The organism is Rheinheimera sp. EpRS3 (genome assembly GCF_001513785.1).
Taxonomy (GTDB): Bacteria; Pseudomonadota; Gammaproteobacteria; order Enterobacterales; family Alteromonadaceae; genus Alishewanella.
Genome location: NZ_LNQS01000011.1, coordinates 118,000 through 137,461 on the forward strand (window position 1 = coordinate 118,000; position 19,462 = coordinate 137,461).

At 49.6% G+C, this 19,462-nt stretch carries 12 protein-coding genes; 4 read left to right on the forward strand and 8 right to left on the reverse strand.

Annotated features, from left to right (window positions below):
• Window positions 1-158: 158 nt before the first annotated feature.
• A complete protein-coding gene (gene mtnA, locus AR688_RS18500; RefSeq protein ID WP_068237613.1) occupies window positions 159-1,184 on the reverse strand; it encodes an S-methyl-5-thioribose-1-phosphate isomerase in 1,026 nt (341 codons plus the stop codon).
• A gap of 87 nt (window positions 1,185-1,271) precedes the next feature.
• On the opposite strand from mtnA, the gene mtnK reads away from it, so the two are divergent.
• On the forward strand, window positions 1,272-2,474 hold the full coding sequence (mtnK, locus tag AR688_RS18505) for an S-methyl-5-thioribose kinase (RefSeq protein ID WP_068237616.1): 1,203 nt from the start codon (window positions 1,272-1,274) through the stop codon (window positions 2,472-2,474).
• A gap of 76 nt (window positions 2,475-2,550) precedes the next feature.
• Here mtnK and AR688_RS18510 read toward each other — a convergent pair whose 3' ends face one another.
• Both AR688_RS18510 and AR688_RS18515 read right to left on the reverse strand, forming a co-directional pair.
• Entirely contained in the window at window positions 2,551-3,150 is a 600-nt protein-coding gene (locus AR688_RS18510; RefSeq protein WP_068237619.1) for a redoxin domain-containing protein, read from the reverse strand.
• Between the two features lie 37 nt (window positions 3,151-3,187).
• The gene (locus tag AR688_RS18515; protein WP_068237623.1) at window positions 3,188-5,248 is read right to left on the reverse strand and encodes a protein-disulfide reductase DsbD family protein; all 2,061 of its coding nucleotides are present in this window, start codon (window positions 5,246-5,248) and stop codon (window positions 3,188-3,190) included.
• 236 nt (window positions 5,249-5,484) lie between these two features.
• Between AR688_RS18515 and AR688_RS18520 the strand changes: the two genes are divergently transcribed.
• From AR688_RS18520 to msrA, 3 genes are all read left to right on the forward strand, one after another.
• Window positions 5,485-7,728, forward strand: coding sequence for a TonB-dependent receptor (locus tag AR688_RS18520; RefSeq protein ID WP_068237626.1), 2,244 nt, complete (start codon window positions 5,485-5,487; stop codon window positions 7,726-7,728).
• A gap of 257 nt (window positions 7,729-7,985) precedes the next feature.
• The gene (gene ltaE / locus AR688_RS18525; protein WP_068237629.1) at window positions 7,986-9,068 is read left to right on the forward strand and encodes a low-specificity L-threonine aldolase; all 1,083 of its coding nucleotides are present in this window, start codon (window positions 7,986-7,988) and stop codon (window positions 9,066-9,068) included.
• Window positions 9,069-9,145: 77 nt separating this feature from the next.
• Window positions 9,146-10,417: a peptide-methionine (S)-S-oxide reductase MsrA gene (gene msrA / locus AR688_RS18530; protein WP_068237783.1), complete on the forward strand. Its 1,272-nt coding sequence runs from the start codon at window positions 9,146-9,148 to the stop codon at window positions 10,415-10,417.
• Between the two features lie 85 nt (window positions 10,418-10,502).
• On the opposite strand, the gene AR688_RS18535 is transcribed toward msrA, so the two are convergent.
• The 5 genes from AR688_RS18535 to ppc all read right to left on the reverse strand — a co-directional run bounded on the left by AR688_RS18535 (window position 10,503) and on the right by ppc (window position 19,315).
• The gene (locus AR688_RS18535; RefSeq protein WP_068237632.1) at window positions 10,503-13,001 is read right to left on the reverse strand and encodes a S8 family peptidase; all 2,499 of its coding nucleotides are present in this window, start codon (window positions 12,999-13,001) and stop codon (window positions 10,503-10,505) included.
• Window positions 13,002-13,003: 2 nt separating this feature from the next.
• Complete coding sequence (locus AR688_RS18540) at window positions 13,004-14,053, reverse strand: AAA family ATPase (RefSeq protein ID WP_231732176.1); 1,050 nt, start codon at window positions 14,051-14,053, stop codon at window positions 13,004-13,006.
• Window positions 14,054-14,205: 152 nt separating this feature from the next.
• Window positions 14,206-15,546, reverse strand: a complete 1,341-nt coding sequence (locus AR688_RS18545) for a mechanosensitive ion channel family protein (RefSeq protein WP_068237635.1) — start codon at window positions 15,544-15,546, stop codon at window positions 14,206-14,208.
• Window positions 15,547-15,600: 54 nt separating this feature from the next.
• Window positions 15,601-16,488 (reverse strand): DMT family transporter, encoded by an 888-nt coding sequence (locus AR688_RS18550; RefSeq protein ID WP_068237639.1) that lies wholly within the window; start codon window positions 16,486-16,488, stop codon window positions 15,601-15,603.
• Between the two features lie 196 nt (window positions 16,489-16,684).
• Window positions 16,685-19,315, reverse strand: a complete 2,631-nt coding sequence (gene ppc, locus AR688_RS18555) for a phosphoenolpyruvate carboxylase (protein WP_068237641.1) — start codon at window positions 19,313-19,315, stop codon at window positions 16,685-16,687.
• Between the last annotated feature and the right edge of the window lie 147 nt (window positions 19,316-19,462).

Below are 19,462 nucleotides of genomic sequence, written 5' to 3' on the forward strand. Positions count from 1 at the left end.
AACCTCAAAGGAAACAACCAGCAGTAAACAGAGTAAGCGCCTGTTTACTGCAACAAAGATTACACTCCCCCGTGTATGCAGAGTTACTACTCCCCGGTGTAACTCTGCTTTTTTTATTTGTGCCCGATAAAACATCATGGCAACGACTGCAACAGCCGTTAAGCAAACTGCTTTAACACCCCGGCGGCGATATCAGCTTGTGAGTAAACGCCGGTATCCAGCACCCAGCCGGTAACTAACGCCGCGGGTGTTACATCAAACGCCGGGTTAAATACCACCGCATCTTCCGGTGCCCAAATCGCTGTGCCAAAAGCTCCGCTGACACCGCGAACTTCATCACCATGGCGTTGCTCAATCGGTATAGCGCTGCCGTCACTGCAGGCTAAGTCTACCGTGGTATGCGGTGCCACCACATAAAATGGCACCTTGTGATAATGTGCCAGCACCGCCAGCGAGTAAGTACCGACTTTATTAGCGAAGTCACCGTTGGCGGCGATGCGATCGGAGCCGACAAAAATACGGTCGACCTGACCGCGGGCCATTAGCATGGCGGCCATATTGTCACAAATAAGCTGATATGGAATACCCAACTGCTGACATTCCCACGCCGTTAAACGCCCGCCCTGCAGCAATGGCCGGGTTTCATCTACCCACAGGCGGATATTTTTACCCTGCTGATGTGCCAGATTAATTACGCCGAGGGCAGTACCTACACCAGCTGTGGCCAGGCCTCCGGTATTGCAGTGCGTTAACAGCTGTTCGCCCTGCTGTACCAAAGCGGCGCCATGGCGCGCCATATTCAGGCATAGTTGTACATCTTCAGCGAACAGTTGCCCGGCACAGTCAATAGCAGCCGTTTTAAAATCACTCTGTGCCAGTGCTGCTATCATGCTGTCGAGGTTATTCATCAGGTTAACTGCCGTAGGCCGGGCTGCACGCAGCACTTCTGCATCCAGTAACAACTGCTCACGGCTGTCGCCCACGCTGGCCCTGTAGGCCAATAATAAACAAGCACCAATACCAATAGCAGGCGCACCGCGTAACTGTAGTGCTTTAATCATGGTAACCATGTCGTTAACTGTATGGCACAGAAGCCATTTTTGTTGTTGTGGCAATAAGGTCTGATCCAGCACATACAATTCACCCTGTATGGTTTTCAGGCTGAGTGCCGTTAAGTTTTTCATAGCTTATTCCTGTTTAGCGTTGCAGACGTCTATAAGGTTTGCGATTATGCAGCCCTGCTATTTTCAACACAAGCGATGAGAGCCAGGATGACAGACTACCGTACCTTTACCACTGACGATGCAAAGCGCTTTGCCGATGAGCACAGCGGCCTGTTTGGCGATCACAGTAAATTAAGCTGCGAAGAATTTGGTGACGGCAATCTGAACCTGGTATTTCGGGTTGAAAACGACAAAGGCACCAGCCTTATTGTAAAACAGGCGTTGCCTTATGCCCGCTGTGTAGGCGAAAGCTGGCCGCTGACAGTAGACCGGGCCCGCATTGAAGCCGAAGTATTGTTAAAACACCGCAAATTGTGCCCGGACCATACCGTAGAAGTGCTGCATTACGATGCCACACTTGCCGCCATCCTGATGGAAGATTTAAAAGATTACCGCATTGCACGTACTGAGCTAATAGCCGGTAAACAACTTGAACATCTGGCACCACAGCTGGCGACCTATCTGGCCAATACGCTGTACTACACCAGTGATTTCGCCTTAACAGGCCCAAACAAAAAGCAGCAGGTTGGCCAGTTTTTAAACCCGGAGCTGTGTCTGATTACTGAAGATTTGTTTTTTACCGACCCCTACTGCAACCACGAGCGCAATAATATTCACAGTGAAATACGGAATGACGCCCTGCAACTATGGCATGACGAAGCGCTGCAAGCCGAGGTGGCACAACTCAAAGCCGGCTTTTTATCTCAACCTCAGGCGTTACTGCATGGCGATGTGCATACCGGCAGCATCTTTATTAATGACGATAACTGTAAACTGATCGATGCTGAATTTGGCTTTTATGGTCCTATTGGCTTTGATGTTGGCAGCCTGATAGGTAATTTGCTACTGAACTACCTTGGTCATTTCGGCCTGACACAAGACACTGACACTCGCCAGCGCCATCAGGATTATCTGCTGTCGCAAGTACAAACCTTGTGGCAGAACTTTGAAAAGCAATTTAAACAGCTAATGAGCAATGAATGCCGTGAACCGACACTGCAAAACAGCGTATACCAGCAACGCTTTATACAGCAGGTGTTTGCCGATGCTCTGGGTTATGCTGGTTGTGAGCTAATCCGCCGTACAGTTGGCCTGGCCCATGTTGCCGATTTAGACAGTATCAGCGACGGCACCTTACGCGGGCAGAGTGAGCGCAAAGCGCTGAAGCTGGGCCGCGAACTGATTATGCAGCGCAACGAGCTTGCAGGTATAGAACAAGTCCTTACGCTGGTACGATACCTGCAAAATTAACCCGGGGTAAAAAAGCCCTCCATCAAAAAGACACCACGGCCATTTATCTGGCTGTGGTGTCTGTGTTGGCAGCTAATTAATACTTAATGCTGCAACCATAAGGCTTGGTAACGGCCGGGTCGGGCTTTCCACCAGCTAGTACAGCTTTGGCGGCGTTGGCAAAAAGTGGTGTGGCTTTGCTGATATCGTCCACTTTGGCAGACGGAATACTGTCGATACCCCCCATATACTGCAGCACACCGGCTTTATCGATGACATACATATGTGGTGTGGTTTTAGCGTCATAGGCTTTACCTACTACACCGCTTTCATCAAATACCACGGCCGTAGGTGCTGCATCGCGGCTGGCGGTAAGCTCATCTGCTTTAGCCGGGCTAACATGCCCTTGTTTGCCCGGTGCCGAAGAAATAACAGTAAGCCATACCACATCCTGCCCGGTCAGGTCACTCTGCAGCGCCTGCATATTGCCACTGTAATGTTTCACTACAAACGGGCAATCATGGTTAGTCCATTCCAGTACCACATTTTTACCGGCAAAATCTTTTAAGCTATGGCTATTACCTTTGGTATCCACCACAGTAAAGTCAGGGGCCGCTGTGCCTACTTGTGGTGCCGCACTTAAACCCAGTGACAATAATGCTGCCGAGGCAGTCAGTACCAGATGACGTAATTTCATAATGTTTACTCCTGTATTATCCAGGCCTGTCAGGCCGTTAAGGTTGACTACTCAGTCGCGCTAACGTCTGCGGCAAAGTGTCAGGGGTTAAAATCTGTGGCAGTACTTGTGGCGGCTGTCCCGGCCAGTACAACACATACAACGGCACACCATCACGCTGATACAACCGCAAATACTCGGTTATAGCGCTGTCACGCAGTGTCCAGTCGCCTTTTAAGTAAGTAACATCGTACAACGCCAGCGCGGCTTTGCTGCTGTCAGTGTTTAGCGCCATCCGCTCGTTTACCAGACAGGTAATACACCAGTCTGCGGTCATATTAACCAGCACCGGCTTACCCTGCTCACGCAGCTGCTTAAGTGTAGCGGCAGACCACGGCTGCCAGTGTTGTGTATCACTGCTTTGCACCTGTGGTGCTGCCTGTTTGGGCGCCAGCACAGGTAACACCAAAGCAAGCAGCACCAGCAACAGCGCAAAACCTGCACCAACGCGACCAGCCTGAGCCAGTTGCTTACGGCCCCATAACCAGCACGCAGCGGCCACACACACCAGGCCAATTAACAGCAATGCCTGAGCATCAACCCCGGCCTGACGGCCATATACCCACAGCAGCCAGACTGCACTTAAATATAACGGATACGCCAGCACCTGCTTTAATGTGTCCATCCAGGCACCGGGTTTGGGTAATAGCCGGGCAAAACCCGGCACAAACGCCAGTAACAAAAACGGCAGTGCCATGCCCAACCCCAACGCCGCAAATACCAGCAGCGCCACAGGGGCGCTTTGGGTTACCGCATAGCCCAGTGCAGAGCCCATAAAGGGCGCGGTGCATGGACTGGCCACCACAACTGCCAGTACACCGGTAAAGAACGAGCCTTTGCCACCTTTAGCGGCAGTAAGCGCTCCGCCAGTGTTCATCAAGCCCAAGCCAAATTGCACAACGCCGGATAAACTTAACCCCAGCGCAAACAGCAAATACACCAGCAACGCCACCATATAGGGGCTTTGTAACTGAAAGCCCCAGCCAATAGCAGCTCCGGCGGCACGCAACATAATAAGCAGCAACGCCAAGGTAACAAAACTGAGTACCACTCCGGCACTGTAGAATAGCGCATCACGCTTTTGCTGTGCCTGTTGTGTGCTGTTAGCAGCAATACTCAGCGCTTTTAGCGACAATACCGGGAATACGCAGGGCATTAAATTCAGGATCAGGCCGCCGGCTGCGGCCATCAGTAAAATTAACCACAACGCCGTGCTGCTTTGCTGGCCCTCAGTTACCAGAATTTCGGCAGCTGTTTGACGGCTTTTTGTCAGTTGCACACTGTAGGCAGTATCTGCACTCACCAATACCAGTTCAATTTGATCATCCACGCCGGAAAAATAGGTATTTAGTGGTTGTTGCAGCAGTAACTGCGTGCCCTGCTGGCTGATTTGCTGCTTTGCTGCATGATCAACCAACTCAGTGGCCGCGACAAAAAACACCGTTATATCTGTCGGTTGCTGCCAATCGATTACGGCAGAAAAAGCCCCGCCGGAGGTATCAAACTGGCCACTGATATTAAGCGGCTGCGGCAGTTGCTGCTGGGCCTGGCGAAATAAAGCGCTCTGCTCGTCCGCTAAAAGAGCATTGCTGGCTACCGATAACGTCAGGCTGAATTGTGCTTCGGCCGGAATACAGATTTCTTCACATACCAGCCAATCGGCCTGTAACTGAATATCAATAGTGTCAGAGGCATAATCAGCCGCAATGCTAAGATCAGACAGCAAAACCGTGTTGCCTTCAAAACCGTAATTTACCAACGGCGGTATAGCGATAGCATGTGGCGTCGGCCATTGAATATCACCAGCCGTTACGCCTTCAGGCAACTGCCAGCTTAAGCTGGTCGCCAGGCCCGAGTCACCGGGGTTTTGCCAGTAGGTATGCCAGTGTTCATCCGGCACAAAATGCAGCGCCAGCCGCACAGTTTGCCCCGGCGTTACCTGCTGATACTCACTTACCAATTCTGCTTTAAGGTGTTTTGCCGTTTGCCAGCCGGTAGTAGCTGCATGCCCGCTTATCAGCATACTGCAATAAAACAGCAAAAAAATTACCCTGCGCATAGCTCTCTCATATAACGCTCTCAAATAGTGCATTTGTGTATCGATACGAGCCTACACTGCTTTTGATCATGCCACCGACAAAATAACCACAAAACTCCGCTAAGTTGAGTATTTTTTGCGACAAAATGCTATATTAAGCCCGTTTAAACGTAACAAATGCTGTGGTCACTCCAGCAAATTAACCGTTAATAAACGCACACAAAAAAATCGCAATCCTCAACAAAAGGTTCATCTTAATGAAGCTATTTACTAAGTCGGTGTTGTCAGCGGCCATTCAGGCCGGCCTGTTTAGTGCAGCTGTTGGTTTTTCTCCTGTGTTACTGGCACAGGAAAGTGACAAAGACCAAAGCGGCAAGCAGCAGGAACTGGAAACCATTACTGTTACCGCGCAAAAGCGCAGCCAGAGTATTCAGGAAGTGCCAATCTCTATCGCCACCCTGTCCGGCGAGAAGTTTGACACCATTTTCTCTTCCGGTGATGACATTACAGCTTTGGCCATTAAGGTGCCAGGCCTGTATGCCGAAACCTCTAACGGTCGTGCGGCACCACGTTTTTATATCCGTGGTTTGGGTAATACTGATTTTGACTTAGCTGCATCACAACCGGTGTCCATTATTATGGATGACGTGGTGATGGAAAACGTGATTTTAAAAAGCTTCCCGCTGTTTGATGTGCAACAGGTAGAAGTGATCCGCGGCCCGCAAGGTACACTATTTGGCCGTAACACTACAGCCGGTATTATCAAATTTGACAGCGTAAAGCCAACCCAGGATTTTGATGCCTATGTTAAATCTACCGCCGGCACCCTCGGTATGTTTAACCTGGAAGGCGCTGTGGGTGGCGGTTTAACCGATGAACTCTCTGCACGTATGTCACTGTTATCACAGCATCGCAGTAACTGGGTAGACAACAGCTACACCGGCGAAAGCGACGTTATGGGTGGTTACAATGAACGCGCCGGCCGGTTACAGTTTTTGTATGAAACAGCCGACTTCGATGCGCTGTTAAATGTACATTCCCGCAATTACGACGGCACATCGAGCCTGTTTCGCAAAAATATTCTGACTCCGGGCAGCGACAAGCTAAACGAAAATTATGATCGCGATACGGTGGCTTATGACGCTGATGGCTACAATCGCCAGAGTTACGATGCCTGGGGCGCCTCACTGAAGTTTGACTTCCGCTTTGATGGCATGACACTTACCAGCATTTCAGCACTGGAGCGCGCAGATGGCGGCGGTATTGGCGATATTGACGGTGGCAATCCCGGCCAGGCCGGTCCTGCTAACCCGGACAATGCGGTCACTGAAGATCAGTTAAAAGATTTAAAACAGTATACTCAGGAAATCCGTCTGGCCAGCGACACCTCTGGTCCGCTAAGCTGGCAGGCCGGTGGTTTTTACTTCGACTCAACCTTTGGTGTAAACAGTATTGACGGTTTCTTCGGTGCCACTGAAGTGTTCCACGGCAATACCAGTTGGGCGCTGTTTGGCCAAACTACCTATAAATTCACCGATAAACTGGATGTTACCGCCGGTATCCGTTATACCGACGATGTAAAAACCTTCTCGGTAGGCCAGCAAAATGTTGACGGCTTTGCTCTGGTTATCGGCGCAGCACAAATTCAGCAGTATGATCCCATCAAGGTATCTGACGACCAAATCAGCTGGGAGCTAAGCGCCAACTACCGTTTAACCGATAAAACCAGCTTATTTGCCCGTGTGGCAGAAGGTTTCCGTGCCCAGTCTATTCAGGGCCGTGATGTGGCGTTTGAAGCACCGCCGTCAGTCGCTGATTCAGAAACCATTACGTCATTTGAAGTGGGCGCTAAATCAGACTTACTGGACAACACCTTGCGCCTCAATGGTGCGGTATTTTACTACACCATTGACGACATTCAGTTATCTGCCATTGGGGGTGAAACCCAAGGCAACCAGCTGATTAATGCTGACAAAGGCGTCGGTTACGGCTTTGAGGTTGACTTTGATTACCGCGTGCTGACCAACCTGAGCCTGGGCGGCGGTTTTAGCTACAATAAAACCGAACTGAAAGACGACAACTTAACAGTAGCACCATGCGGCTCTGGCCTGTGTACCGTGCTTGACCCGCTTAACGCGCAGGATTTAGCACTGATCAACGGTAACCCGTTCCCGCAGGCGCCAAAAACTATTCTGACGTTAAACGCGCGCTATGATTTCCCGGTACAGGGTGGTGAGATTTATGTTTACGGCGATTATCAGTTACAGGGCAAAACCAACCTGTTTTTGTATGAATCAGCCGAGTTTAAATCAAACAACAACTACGAAGCCGGTTTACGCCTAGCCTATGTTAATTACGACAGTAATTACGAAGTAGGTGTGTTTGGCCGTAATATTACTGATCAGGACAACCTGAAAGGTGCTATCGACTTTAGCAACCTGACTGGTTTTGTTAACGAGCCTCGCACCTTTGGTGTTGATTTTAAAATCAGCTTTTATTAATTGCTGAGTTAGGTATAACAGCCGGTTCGTCTGTATTGGACGAACCGGTTTGCTCACACCAACACGCCGTAAACCCATCCCTGGGGGCTCGATTCGGCCATCCTGGCCTGCAACGGTTGGCTTAGAGCAAACCGCTTCTCCCTATGGCGTTCACATCACTTTCATCCAGCGAATAAATCTGCGCTTTCATCGATTCTGATTGCACACTTGCTTTGCCCCACTTAGTCTGTCGCCATAGTATTTTTCTGGAGCAACACATGCCGGATTTTCGCAGCGATACCGTAACCCAACCTTCTCTTGCCATGAAAGAGCGCATGTTTAACGCAGCTTTAGGCGATGACGTGTTTAACGACGACCCCACCACGCTGGAATTACAACGCTACGCTGCAGATATGCTTGGCTTTGAAGCCGCACTGTTCGCGCCCAGTGGTACCCAAACTAATCTGATTGCCATGATGAGCTATTGCCAGCGTGGTGATGAAGCCATCGTCGGCCAGCAGTGGCATACCTACAAATGGGAAGGCGGCGGCATGGCGGTATTGGGTTCTATTCAGCCGCAACCGCTGGAGCTGCAAAACGACGGCACCTTGTTGCTAAGCGATATTGCCGCAGCAATAAAGCCCGACGATCCGCATTTTGCCCGCACGCGCTTAATTGTGATTGAAAACACCGTTGGCGGTAAGGTATTGCCGCTTAGCTATATGCGTGATGTAGCAGCACTGGCAAAAGATAAAGGCCTGGCCTGCCATATTGATGGTGCCAGATTAATGAATGCCGCTGTGGTGCTGGCGCCACAACATAATGTTACGCCACAGCAAATGGCACGCGAGCTGTGCACGGATTTTGATTCAGTATCGCTGTGTTTATCTAAAGGTTTAGGCTGCCCGGTAGGGTCGTTATTGCTGGGCTCAGCTGATTTTATCGCCCGGGCTAAACGGGTGCGCAAAATGCTCGGTGGTGGTATGCGCCAAACCGGCATTCTGGCAGCCGCCGGCCTGTATGCGCTGGAGAACAATATTAATCGTCTGGCAGACGACCATGCTAACTGCCAACGTTTAGCCGATGGCCTGGCCGTATTAGCGGCGCAGCTACCGACACTGCAGGGCCAACTTAGCGTTTTGCCGGTGCAGAGCAATATTTTATTTACCGACATCAGCCTTGAGCTGGCAGAGCGCTTATTACCTTATCTGGCAGAGTGCGGTATCAGGCTTACCAGCAGCAATTACCAGAGCAGCAACGGTGCTATTAAACGCGTACGCTGGGTGTGCCACCTGCAAATAAGCAGTGCTGATATTGAGCAAACACTGCAGCATATTACCGATTTCGCCAGACTGAATTAACCCAAATCTGAAAGCAAATGCACCTTTTGCCTGTCTGTTACGTAAGCAGTAAAACGCAACAACAGGCAGAGGTAATTATGGCCCGCTCCACGTTATTAAAACTCTTTACGGCGTTAATGCTGCTTGGCAGCACCGCACAGGCGCAAGACAACACTATGCCGGCCACACGCCACACCGACACTATCGTGGTGGGTGCAGGTTGTTTCTGGGGGGTAGAAAAACGCTTTGAAGCTATGGATGGCGTAATTGATGCCGTATCCGGCTATGCCGACGGCAATGGCGTACAACCCACTTATCGCGCTATTACGCAAAAGCGCAATCAACATAACCCGAACAACCATGCCGAAGTGGTGCAAATTACCTTTAACCCGGCAGTAATCAGCCTGACTGCTTTGCTGCAGCACTACTTTGAAATGCATGACCCAACCCAGCTTAACCGCCAGGGTAATGATATTGGCACCCAATACCGCTCCATTATCCTGACTAACAGCCAGGCGCAGGCTGATGCTGCACAGCAGGTGCAGGCCGAGTATCAGGTATTGCTCACCCAAGCCGGTTACGGTGCTATTACCACGCAAATAAAGCCGCTGCGCGGTTTTTTCCCGGCCGAGCAGTATCATCAGGACTATATCGCGAAAAACCCTAACGGCTACTGCCCCGATCATTCCACCGGCGTGCGTTTTGCCGGCGATAATAAAAGCCAAACTGCAGCGGTGGATAACAGCGCTTTGCTTAGCGGTAAACACATACTGGTGATAGATTCTGAAAACTACTGCCCGTACTGTGAAAAATTTAAAGCCGAGGTGGCAAACAGTTACCAGGGCGATATTCCGCTGCATTTTCGCTATGCCAACGCAGTTAATGGTTTAACGTTGAACACCCCCACCTGGGCTACGCCAACTATTATTTTGCTGCAAGACGGCAAAGAAGTATTTGGCCGCCAGGGTTATTTAGGCCCGGACGAGTTTTATCTGTTACTGGGTAAATTTAAACTCGGCGACACTGAGGCTTTTGATGTCGCGTTTGATAAAGGCACCGACGGCCGCTTTTGCCAGCAATATGAAATTTTTAAAAACACCCCGGATGGTGTTTTTACCGATAAGTTAAGCGGTGCAGCCCTGTTTGACACCCGCGACCGCTTTGACTCCGGCACCGGCTGGTTGTCCTTTACCAAAGCCGTTAACGGTGCGGTAATTGAAAAGCCGGACAACCGCTATGGCATGCGCCGCACTGAAATCCGCGCCAAAGTATCCGGCATTCATTTAGGCCATGTGTTTAACGACGGCCCCAATGGCAGACCGCGCTATTGCATTAACGCTACCGTGCTGGACTTTGTGCCGCGGGATTAGGAGTAAAGCTTTTAAATGAGCTATACCAGAATGGTACCCTTACATAGGTTAAGAGTTACTTGAACGATAAATTTATATATTAGTTTCAGCCAATTGGCACCACGATTGGAATTCGATTAGCCAATACGGTTGTGATTGCAGTATACAAGTCAACATCCACTGTAGGCGCTTCTATTGAGATGGTTAAAGAGTATCTGGCGCGTTTATTGTAACGCTCTAATTTTGTACGAGTACGCCACCAACCCATGGCCGGATAAATCACTAACATTCCTCGTTCAGCTAGTTCTGCGGCAGACCCTGTCCAGACATCTTTATGCACCGAGCCTTTATTGCGAAAATCGCCAAGTAACCAGTGAGGATCCGCCGGAGCTTTCTTACTTCCCAGCTCTTCTGATTGGGCATCTCTTGTCATACGTTGCATGAAGTCCTGAACAGACTCAAGCGGCCGTTTGACATCGAAACGCAACTGATGACTTGGGTATCTGTATTTGCTGGTGACATTTCGACTGGAAGGATTAGGCTCAATGAAATACGACAACGTCACAGTCATTTTTACAGCTACTTCACCAAGAGCCTGTAGTTCTGCTTTTGGCCACGGAAGGTCGTGCAAGTGCATATCTTTCGTTGTTGGCGGCCCTTTGATTTTTTCAAATGGTTGTAATTCGTCCTGAATCACCATGATCAGAGAATTGTTCAAACTCCACAGTGCTCTGTTTAAATCAGGCACTCCATACCCTACGGTCCTCGCTAGCCTGTGCGCTTTTTGGCGTTCAGTCTTTAAGTTAGGGTCTTTAATCTGAGCCTTCATGGCGTCTGTCCAATCCGCGGAATGAACCATTAAAGCTCTGACCGTTTCCGGCCATAATTCTGGATAGTAGGACAAGATTTCAGCAGCAAATTTAACCGCAAGTCCGGTCGCTGCACTCGTTGCGTTGAAGGTAGTTAAAAGTCGTCTCTGAATGTCGTGCGACGTTGTCAATAATTGCAGACTTGGTAGCTCTACAGGACTGATGTTGTCTACTGCAACATTCCCCCCTTCGAAAACGACCTCTGGTTTTATTGGCGCATCAGGCTCCCAAAGAATGGACGTTGAACTATGCGGACACAAACCTCCGTCTGGAGCAAGAACAGTGAATTGCTGAGGATTTGCATCTGAGATCTGAATTTTACGAGTATATGCGCCTATCGTCAGTGCATTCCAAGATTGGGCAGGATCATGAATATCCTGAACTTCATTATATTTTGGGTATTCAAGCAGATTACTAAGGCTGGCGTCAGCATTTCCAGCGCAAACCAAAAGCAATCTTCTATACTGATTTTCGCCCAGATAATCTGACGCTAAAGCATCAACGGTTGACGACCAAGTTGATGGACGTCCTCTATCACGAGACTTCAAAGCGGATAATGCTAATGTGTAAACACGTTTTCGCTCAGGATTCTTTATTTCGACTTCCGATATGCCATCAGATGTAACATTTCCGAGATGCTTCCCTTCATTATCGCCGGGATAGCGCAGTAATTTTGAAGACTCAATTCGATACCGAATCTCGACTTGGCTTAGCTGACTCAGCGGCTCAGTTAAATCACCCCATATCGCTATGCCTGCCATTTCAGTGCCATGGCCATCACTGTCTGCCGCATCCCATGTTGGATCTACCACGGACAAATCAGCGGCTGAGCATACAGGTTTAAGAAGCGGATGTTCAATATTGACGCCTGTATCCAGAATGCAAACGTAAGGAGAGTCATCGGATGCGGTAAAATTAGCGCGCTGAAGCAAGTCAGTTGACCAAGCACGTTGCTCTTCGATATTTAAATTATCGAAAAAATCAGCAGTCGTCTTTGCCTTTCTGATCTCAGATATTTTGCTTAATAATAGTGCCGATGACGACAACGCAGCGAGATTGCCACGGACTAACAGCACTGTGCGTTCAGGAAATTCCAGGACGCTATCAGACACTGCTAATTTCGCAATCGCTGCTAACTTTTTGAAATCATGAACAACTGCAAGCCTGTCGGTCAGAACGGGTAACCATACCTCAAACCAACTGATTTCATCTGCTGATTGCGGGTATAACTCTGGAGCATCAGTCCATAAATTCTCTACGGCAGTTTTCCGGATACGTTCGATGACATTAAGCAAAGAGTGATTTTTAGGTCCCTTTTTACCATTTTTAGCGGGATCCATATATTCAGCGATTTTGCGCTCAAGTACATACAGCTTGCCATGCGGAACAAGAATGGACACCGTTATCTGCTGTCCTGCCTGTGTCATATTTAACACTTCTATGCCAGCTCTGACATCGGCAAGTTTTTCAAACTCAAAGTCATAAGCCGTATCCGCATCAAAGCTTATTTGTAACCCAAACGCGGACTCTAACTCATATTCTTCGGCTTCTTGTGAAAGTAAAATTTCATGAGGTTTCAAGGCTGTAAGCTCTTGTTGAAGCTTAGCTCCGTGAGTCTGTTGATTTCTCTGCGGAATTTTTGGTGTGATTATTACAGGTTTAGGATAGGTGTACTTCTGAGGCTGGCCGTTCTGACCAATGATTATATGTCGCTTTACATCCCTGTTTTCAGCCATCTTTACTCAATATCCTCGCTAAAACTCTTTTGCATAGTTCGCCTGTCAATAATTGCAGTTTCAAGTGCCGGCATAGTTACTTTGTCATACCCGTGGATCAACATATCTTTTATCGCTTCTTCTGAAGCTCTGGTGATTTCGGCACTGCTCAACCCTAAAGCCATATCGGGTAATTTCTTCCAGGGAAAGTTTCTGGTTACAAATGGTGCCAATCGATTCCTGAATAGGGTCACGACTTCGTCTGCTGTTGGCAGCTCATATCGGATAACATCATCAAAGCGACGGAATAGAGCGTTGTCCAGTATTTCAATGTGATTGGTAGCGCAAATAATTAAACTGTTGGAATCATCTTGCTCAATCATTTGCAGAAAACTATTCAGAATTCGACGTGCTTCACCTACATCATTGGTACTGGAACGCTGAGATCCTAAAGCGTCAAACTCATCAAAGAAGTAAACCCCGCGAACATTGTTTATCGCATCAAAAACTTGGCGGAGCTTTGCAGAAGATTCCCCCATAAATTTGGTGATCAGAGCATCGAGACGAACCTGAAACAACGGATAATGCAGTTCACCAGCAAGTATTGACGCAGTTAGTGTTTTGCCTGTACCTGGAGGGCCAACAAGAAGAATTTTACGACGTGGCGATAACCCATGACTTTTTAGCTTTGTCATGAACTGCTGTTCGCGAATCAATCTAACCAGTTTCTGCTTTAGCTCATCTTTAGTTATTAACTCAGATAATCTATTTTTGGGTTCAGAAGCAAACAGAAGCCCGCTAACGTCTTGGATGCCCTTTGCTATAGAAATGGGATTATTTTTAGCCGAAACAGTTTTTTTTCTGGAAAGCTCGACTAAATCTCTAAGTTCCTGAGCTAGCTTACCATGACCATTACGTGCTTCGTGTGCCGCTACCTGTAATGCTACAGACAAAAAGCGATCGTCATCTTTATCAAGATGCGATTTTAATAACGCTTTTAATTGCTCTGAACTGGCCATGATAAATGCTCTTAAGTTTATCCCTAAACTTGTTTCTAATGCATACTGAAACATGCTGATCATTTTTACATATAAAACCCCAAGCTGCCACCCAACTAATGGATATAGCCTTCCATTAATTCCACTCAGTTTAACTTCTGCAACAGAGTGGGCTTTTGAGAGCCCGACAGTCCCGGCAATAACAACTGCTAACAGGGTAATTAACCTTACACCGGCTTGGCTGTTGCTTTACTCTCCGGTAGCAGGTTTTCCTCGTCTGACTGGCTTAATTCAGCATTAAATTGCTGCTCAATACTGTCGTCGGTACTTACATCTACCGTAGCGTTAATACTGTCAGGTTGCTTTGGCTTAGCAGGGGCTGAAGCCACTGGCAGCACCGGAGTCTTACCATGCCCGGCGTCAGTTTCAGCCATATGGATGCGGTAAATCGGCTCCGGCATTTCAATACCGGCGTTATCAAAGGCGGCTTTAACCAGCCGGATAGCTTCGCTGCGGGCTTTTAAAAAGTCCGTTTGCTGCTGATCGATCCAGGCAAATACGCGCACGGTAACGGCACTGTCGCCTAACTCCTGCACCAGTACACGGGGCCTGGGCTCAGTTAAAATACCCGGCATAGCCTGCAAGGTTGCAATAGCCAACTGGCGCACCACAAGTAAATCGAGATCAACTGACACCCCAACGTTAAATTCAAACCGGCGCAAAGGATTACGGGAAAAATTGGTCATAGGCGAGGTAATTATCAGGCTGTTAGGAATGCGTAAGTGGTTGCCATCCAATGTCATCAGCACGGTATCACGCGATGTTAACCGCATTACTTTGCCGGTCATATCGTTTACCTGGATCGCATCACCAATGGCAAAAGGATTGCGGGTGCTTAGCAATACCCCGGCCAGATAGTTTTCTACAATATTGCGAAAAGCAAAACCCAGTGCAATCCCAATAACCCCGGCTACTCCCAGCATGGCACTGACCAGCGCAGTAGCATCCAGTAACTCAAGGGCGATCAAAATGCCAATACTGGTGATAATTAAGCGGACAAAGCGCATACCCAGATTGGTGGCCAGCTCGCTTAGCCCGAAACGACGCAACAAAGCACCGCGGTCAGACAGCCAACTACCCGCCAGCGCAAATACGAATACCGCCAGCACTGCCAGCAATAACAGAGGCAGCATTTGTACCGTGGTACTGAGCATTTCGCGGAATTTCTCAGCGGCAGGTTCCAGCCGGGAGCGCACGGCAAGTTGTTCCTGCAACTGGTTTTGCACATACACCACACCTTCCAGCCGGCTGGCAATGGTGCCAACGTCACTTTTCAATTGAGTATTGCCGATTTCGCCGCTCAGTGTCAGCACACCGGCCTGCACATTGATCTCAATATGCTCCATGCCGGTTATCGAGGTGGTAATAGCCCGCAGGCGCTCAGCTATCGCCTGATCCTGAGTGGCATTAACCACCTTAATGGGTGGCGCTTCGGTATTATCCTGTGGCATGGCAATGCCATAACCTGGCAGCCAAAACAATATAACGGCTACTAGCAGTGCTTTCATCCGTTCTCCGGTTTTGCTTTAGGTAACAGTACTGTAACTATAGCAGCCGGCTAATTACAACTGAGCGCGCTCTGCTAATACAAGCACTGACGGGGCCGGTTTATGCCGCAGTGCCAGGGCTAAACCGGTCAGGATAATCAATAGCACACCGCCAAGTTGCAGTATGCTTAAGCTTTCGTTAAACAGCCACCAACCGGCCAGAATAACGGTAACCGGCTCCAGATAGGCCAGCGTAGCATAAACGCGGGTGGGCAAATGCTGCAATGCTACTATGGCGCAATAAATAGCAATAAAACCGGGGAAAATACCGGCCAGGGCTATCCAGATAACATCATCTGGCTTGGGTAAGCTGATACCGCTTAAAAACGGCAGTACGCAACAGGCGCCTATAATCAGCTGGTAAAACGTGCGCTGCAATTGCGAATGCGCAGGCAAAGCGCGGCGGTTTAGCAGTAAAAAGCCGCTGTAAGTAAACAGCGACAGCAAGCCAAACAGTAGCCCAGGCAGCTGCGCGGCGTCTAACACCAGATCAAATTTAAATTGCTGCAACATGGCAAAACCAAGGAATGACAGCACAATCAGGCTGCTGTCAGGTAAATCGAGCCTTTCCTGCAGCAACCAGTGCGCAATAAAAGCCGACAGCGGTGGCGCCAGATAGACCAGCATAATGGCATTGGCCAGGCTGATATATTCGATAGCCGTTAAGAAACACAGCATAAAACTGGCCAGCAGTACGCCGTTTATTGCCATGCGCCAGTCGGGTTTGCCTTTTAATAAGCTAAAACGGCCGGTTAAACCGACAAACAGCAGCAAACATATACCGCCGACAGCTAAACGATAGAAGGTTAACTCGGCCGCCGCCAGGCCGCTATAGCGGGCGATAATACCACTGCTGGCCATCGCCACTGCTGACACCAGCGCTAATAGCGCATATAAACCCATAATATTGCACAATCCTGATAGCATCGGAATAGGGTTTACTCACACCGACACGCCGTAAATACGTCCCTGTAGGCTCGATTCGGCCATCCTGGCCTGCAACGGTCAGTTTAGAGTAAACCCTATCCCTCAGTAGAAAATCGGATTCACATTATGCCGGTTTTACATACTCTTAACGAGATAGCTGCACCGAAAACGCCTAGCCGGAATTTCGCATACCTGCGGCAATACCGGCGATGGTAACCATTAACGCCCGGCTAATCATCGGGTTTACCCGCTCAGGCTGGTGCCGCACGCGGTACAACAGCTCAGCCTGCAGTATATGCAGCGGGTCAACATAAGTATTACGCAGCATGATCGACTCTCTAATCCAGCTCTCTTTTGCCATTAGCGTATCGCTGTGAATAAGCTTCAGCAGCAGTTCGCGATCAGCGGCCAGTTGGCTGCGCAGGCTTTGGCCTAAATGCTTCAGCTCGTCCGGCACCAGCACCTTGTCATAATAAGCGGCTATTTCGCTGTCGGCTTTTAAAAACACCATTTCCAGCATCGACATACGGGTAGCAAAAAACGGCCATTGTTGCTGCATTTCATCCAGCAAAGCGGCTTTGTCCTGCTTGGCGGCGTTGGCTAAGGCGCCGCCGGCCCCGAGCCAGGCTGGTAACATTAAACGGTTTTGCGACCAGGCGAAAATCCACGGTATTGCCCGCAGGCTTTCCACACCACCGCTGGGGTTGCGTTTAGCCGGGCGGCTGCCAAGCGGTAACTGGCCCAGCTCCTGCTCGGGCGTGGCCGCACGAAAATACGGCACAAAGTCTTTATCGTGCCGCACCACACCACGGTAAACCTCACAGGAGTCATCTGCCAGTTGCTGCATTAAATCGCGCCAGCTTTGTTTTGGCACCGGCGGAGGTAATAGCAGGCCTTCGAGCACGGCGCTGGCATACAGCGCCAGGCTGCGCTCAGCCAATTGCGGCAGTCCGAATTTAAAGCGGATCATTTCGCCCTGCTCGGTTACCCGCAAACCACCGGCCAGTGAACCCGGCGGTTGCGATAAAATAGCGGCATGCGCCGGGCCGCCGCCACGGCCGATTGTACCGCCACGGCCATGAAACAGCGTGAGCTGTACCTTGGCTTGCTGGCAAATGGCTACCAGCGCTTCCTGGGCACTGTACTGCGCCCAGGCAGCAGCAAATACCCCGGCATCTTTGGCCGAATCGGAGTAGCCAATCATCACTTCCTGTTTGCCGTTAATATAACCACGGTACCAGTCGATGCTGAGTAGCTTGCGCATACAATCCGGTGCGTTTTGTAAATCGCTTAGTGTTTCAAACAATGGCGCTACCGGCATCGGGAAGCTGATACCCGCTTCTTTTAACAGCAGTTGCACTGCCAGTACATCAGACGGTTTACCGGCCATTGAAATAACATAGGTGCTTAGCGCTTCGCTGCCATGGCGGGCGACAATATCGCAGGTATCCAATACTTCCTGTACATCAGCAGACGGCTGCCAGCTTTTCGGAAACAACGGCCGCCGGTTAGCCAGCTCGGCCAGTAAAAAGGCCTGGCGGGCGCCTTCGTCCCAGGCGGCATAATCGCCCAGCCCCAGATGCTGGGTTAATTCGCCAAACACCTGCGCATGGCGGCCAGCGTCCTGGCGGATATCCAGCTTTAATAAGGTTAAGCCAAAAGCATAAGCGCGGCGCAGGGTATCAAGTAACTTGCCGTTGGCAATAACGGCCATGCCGCAATCCAGTAACGACTGATAACACAGCAACAAGGGTTCAAGTAATTGCTGGTTATGCCAGATCAAATCGTTAGGCCGTTGCAAACGGTCATGTTTTAACGCTTCAGTTAACCAGTCGCGGCTGTGCAATAAGCCGGTACGCAGTTTATTCAGCACCAGCCGGTACGGCTCACTGGCGTCACCGGCTACTTCGCGCAGCGCTGTATTAGCCTGATACATCGATAATTCACTGCTGAGTAAATCTAAATCTTTAGCGAATAAGTCTGCCGCTTTCCAGCGGCTGAGTAACAACACCTGACGGGTAACCTTAGCGGTAACAAAAGGGTTTCCGTCGCGATCGCCGCCCATCCAGGAAGAAAACTTTACCGGCGCGGCGTCCAGCGCCAGCCCCTTGCCGGTGGCATCAATCAGCTTGGTATCCAGCTCACGCAAAAAGTCAGGTATCGCCTGCCACAGCGAACTTTCTATTACCGCAAAGCCCGATTTAGCTTCATCTACCGGGGTTGGCCGTTGTTCACGAATTTCATTGGTATGCCAGGCCTGGGCAATCAGTTCACTTAAACGCAGCTCTACTTTTTGTTGCTGCGCTGCACTTAGCTCTTGCTCCAACTCAGTTAAACAGGCGGCAATTTCGGTAAGTTTATGGATAAGTGTACGCCGCGACACTTCCGTCGGGTGTGCAGTCAGCACCAGTTCAATTGATAAATTGGCTACTGCCTGTTCAACTTTGCTGCTGTCCAGTTGCTGCTGTTGCAATAAACTGAATAACTCCTGCAGCGGCTCGGGCTTTTCAATGCTGGTGTGGCCAATACGGCTGATGGTATGGTGCTGTTCAGCCAGGTTAGCTAAATTCAGAAACTGGGCAAAGGCCCGTGCTACCGGCAATAATTCGTCGTCAGTTAAACTGCGCAGTACCTGCTTCAGCTTGTCGGCCTGCGATTCATCACCCTGGCGTGCCGCCTTGGATAACAAGCGGATCTGTTCTACCCGCTCCAGCAGTGCATCGCCCAATTGGCTGCGGATAGTGTCGCCCAGCTTTGTTCCCAGCAAGCCCACATTGGCTTTAAGTGCTGCGTAATGATCCATTCTCGTTGCCTCGGTTACCCATGTTGCACCACCCTAGCGCGTTATACACTGGTACTCAACAATGATTGATTACAAAAGCGGCAACAGAATTGGTAATACCAAATAACCAGAAAGTTAAAAGCAAAAAACCCGCCATTGCGGCGGGTT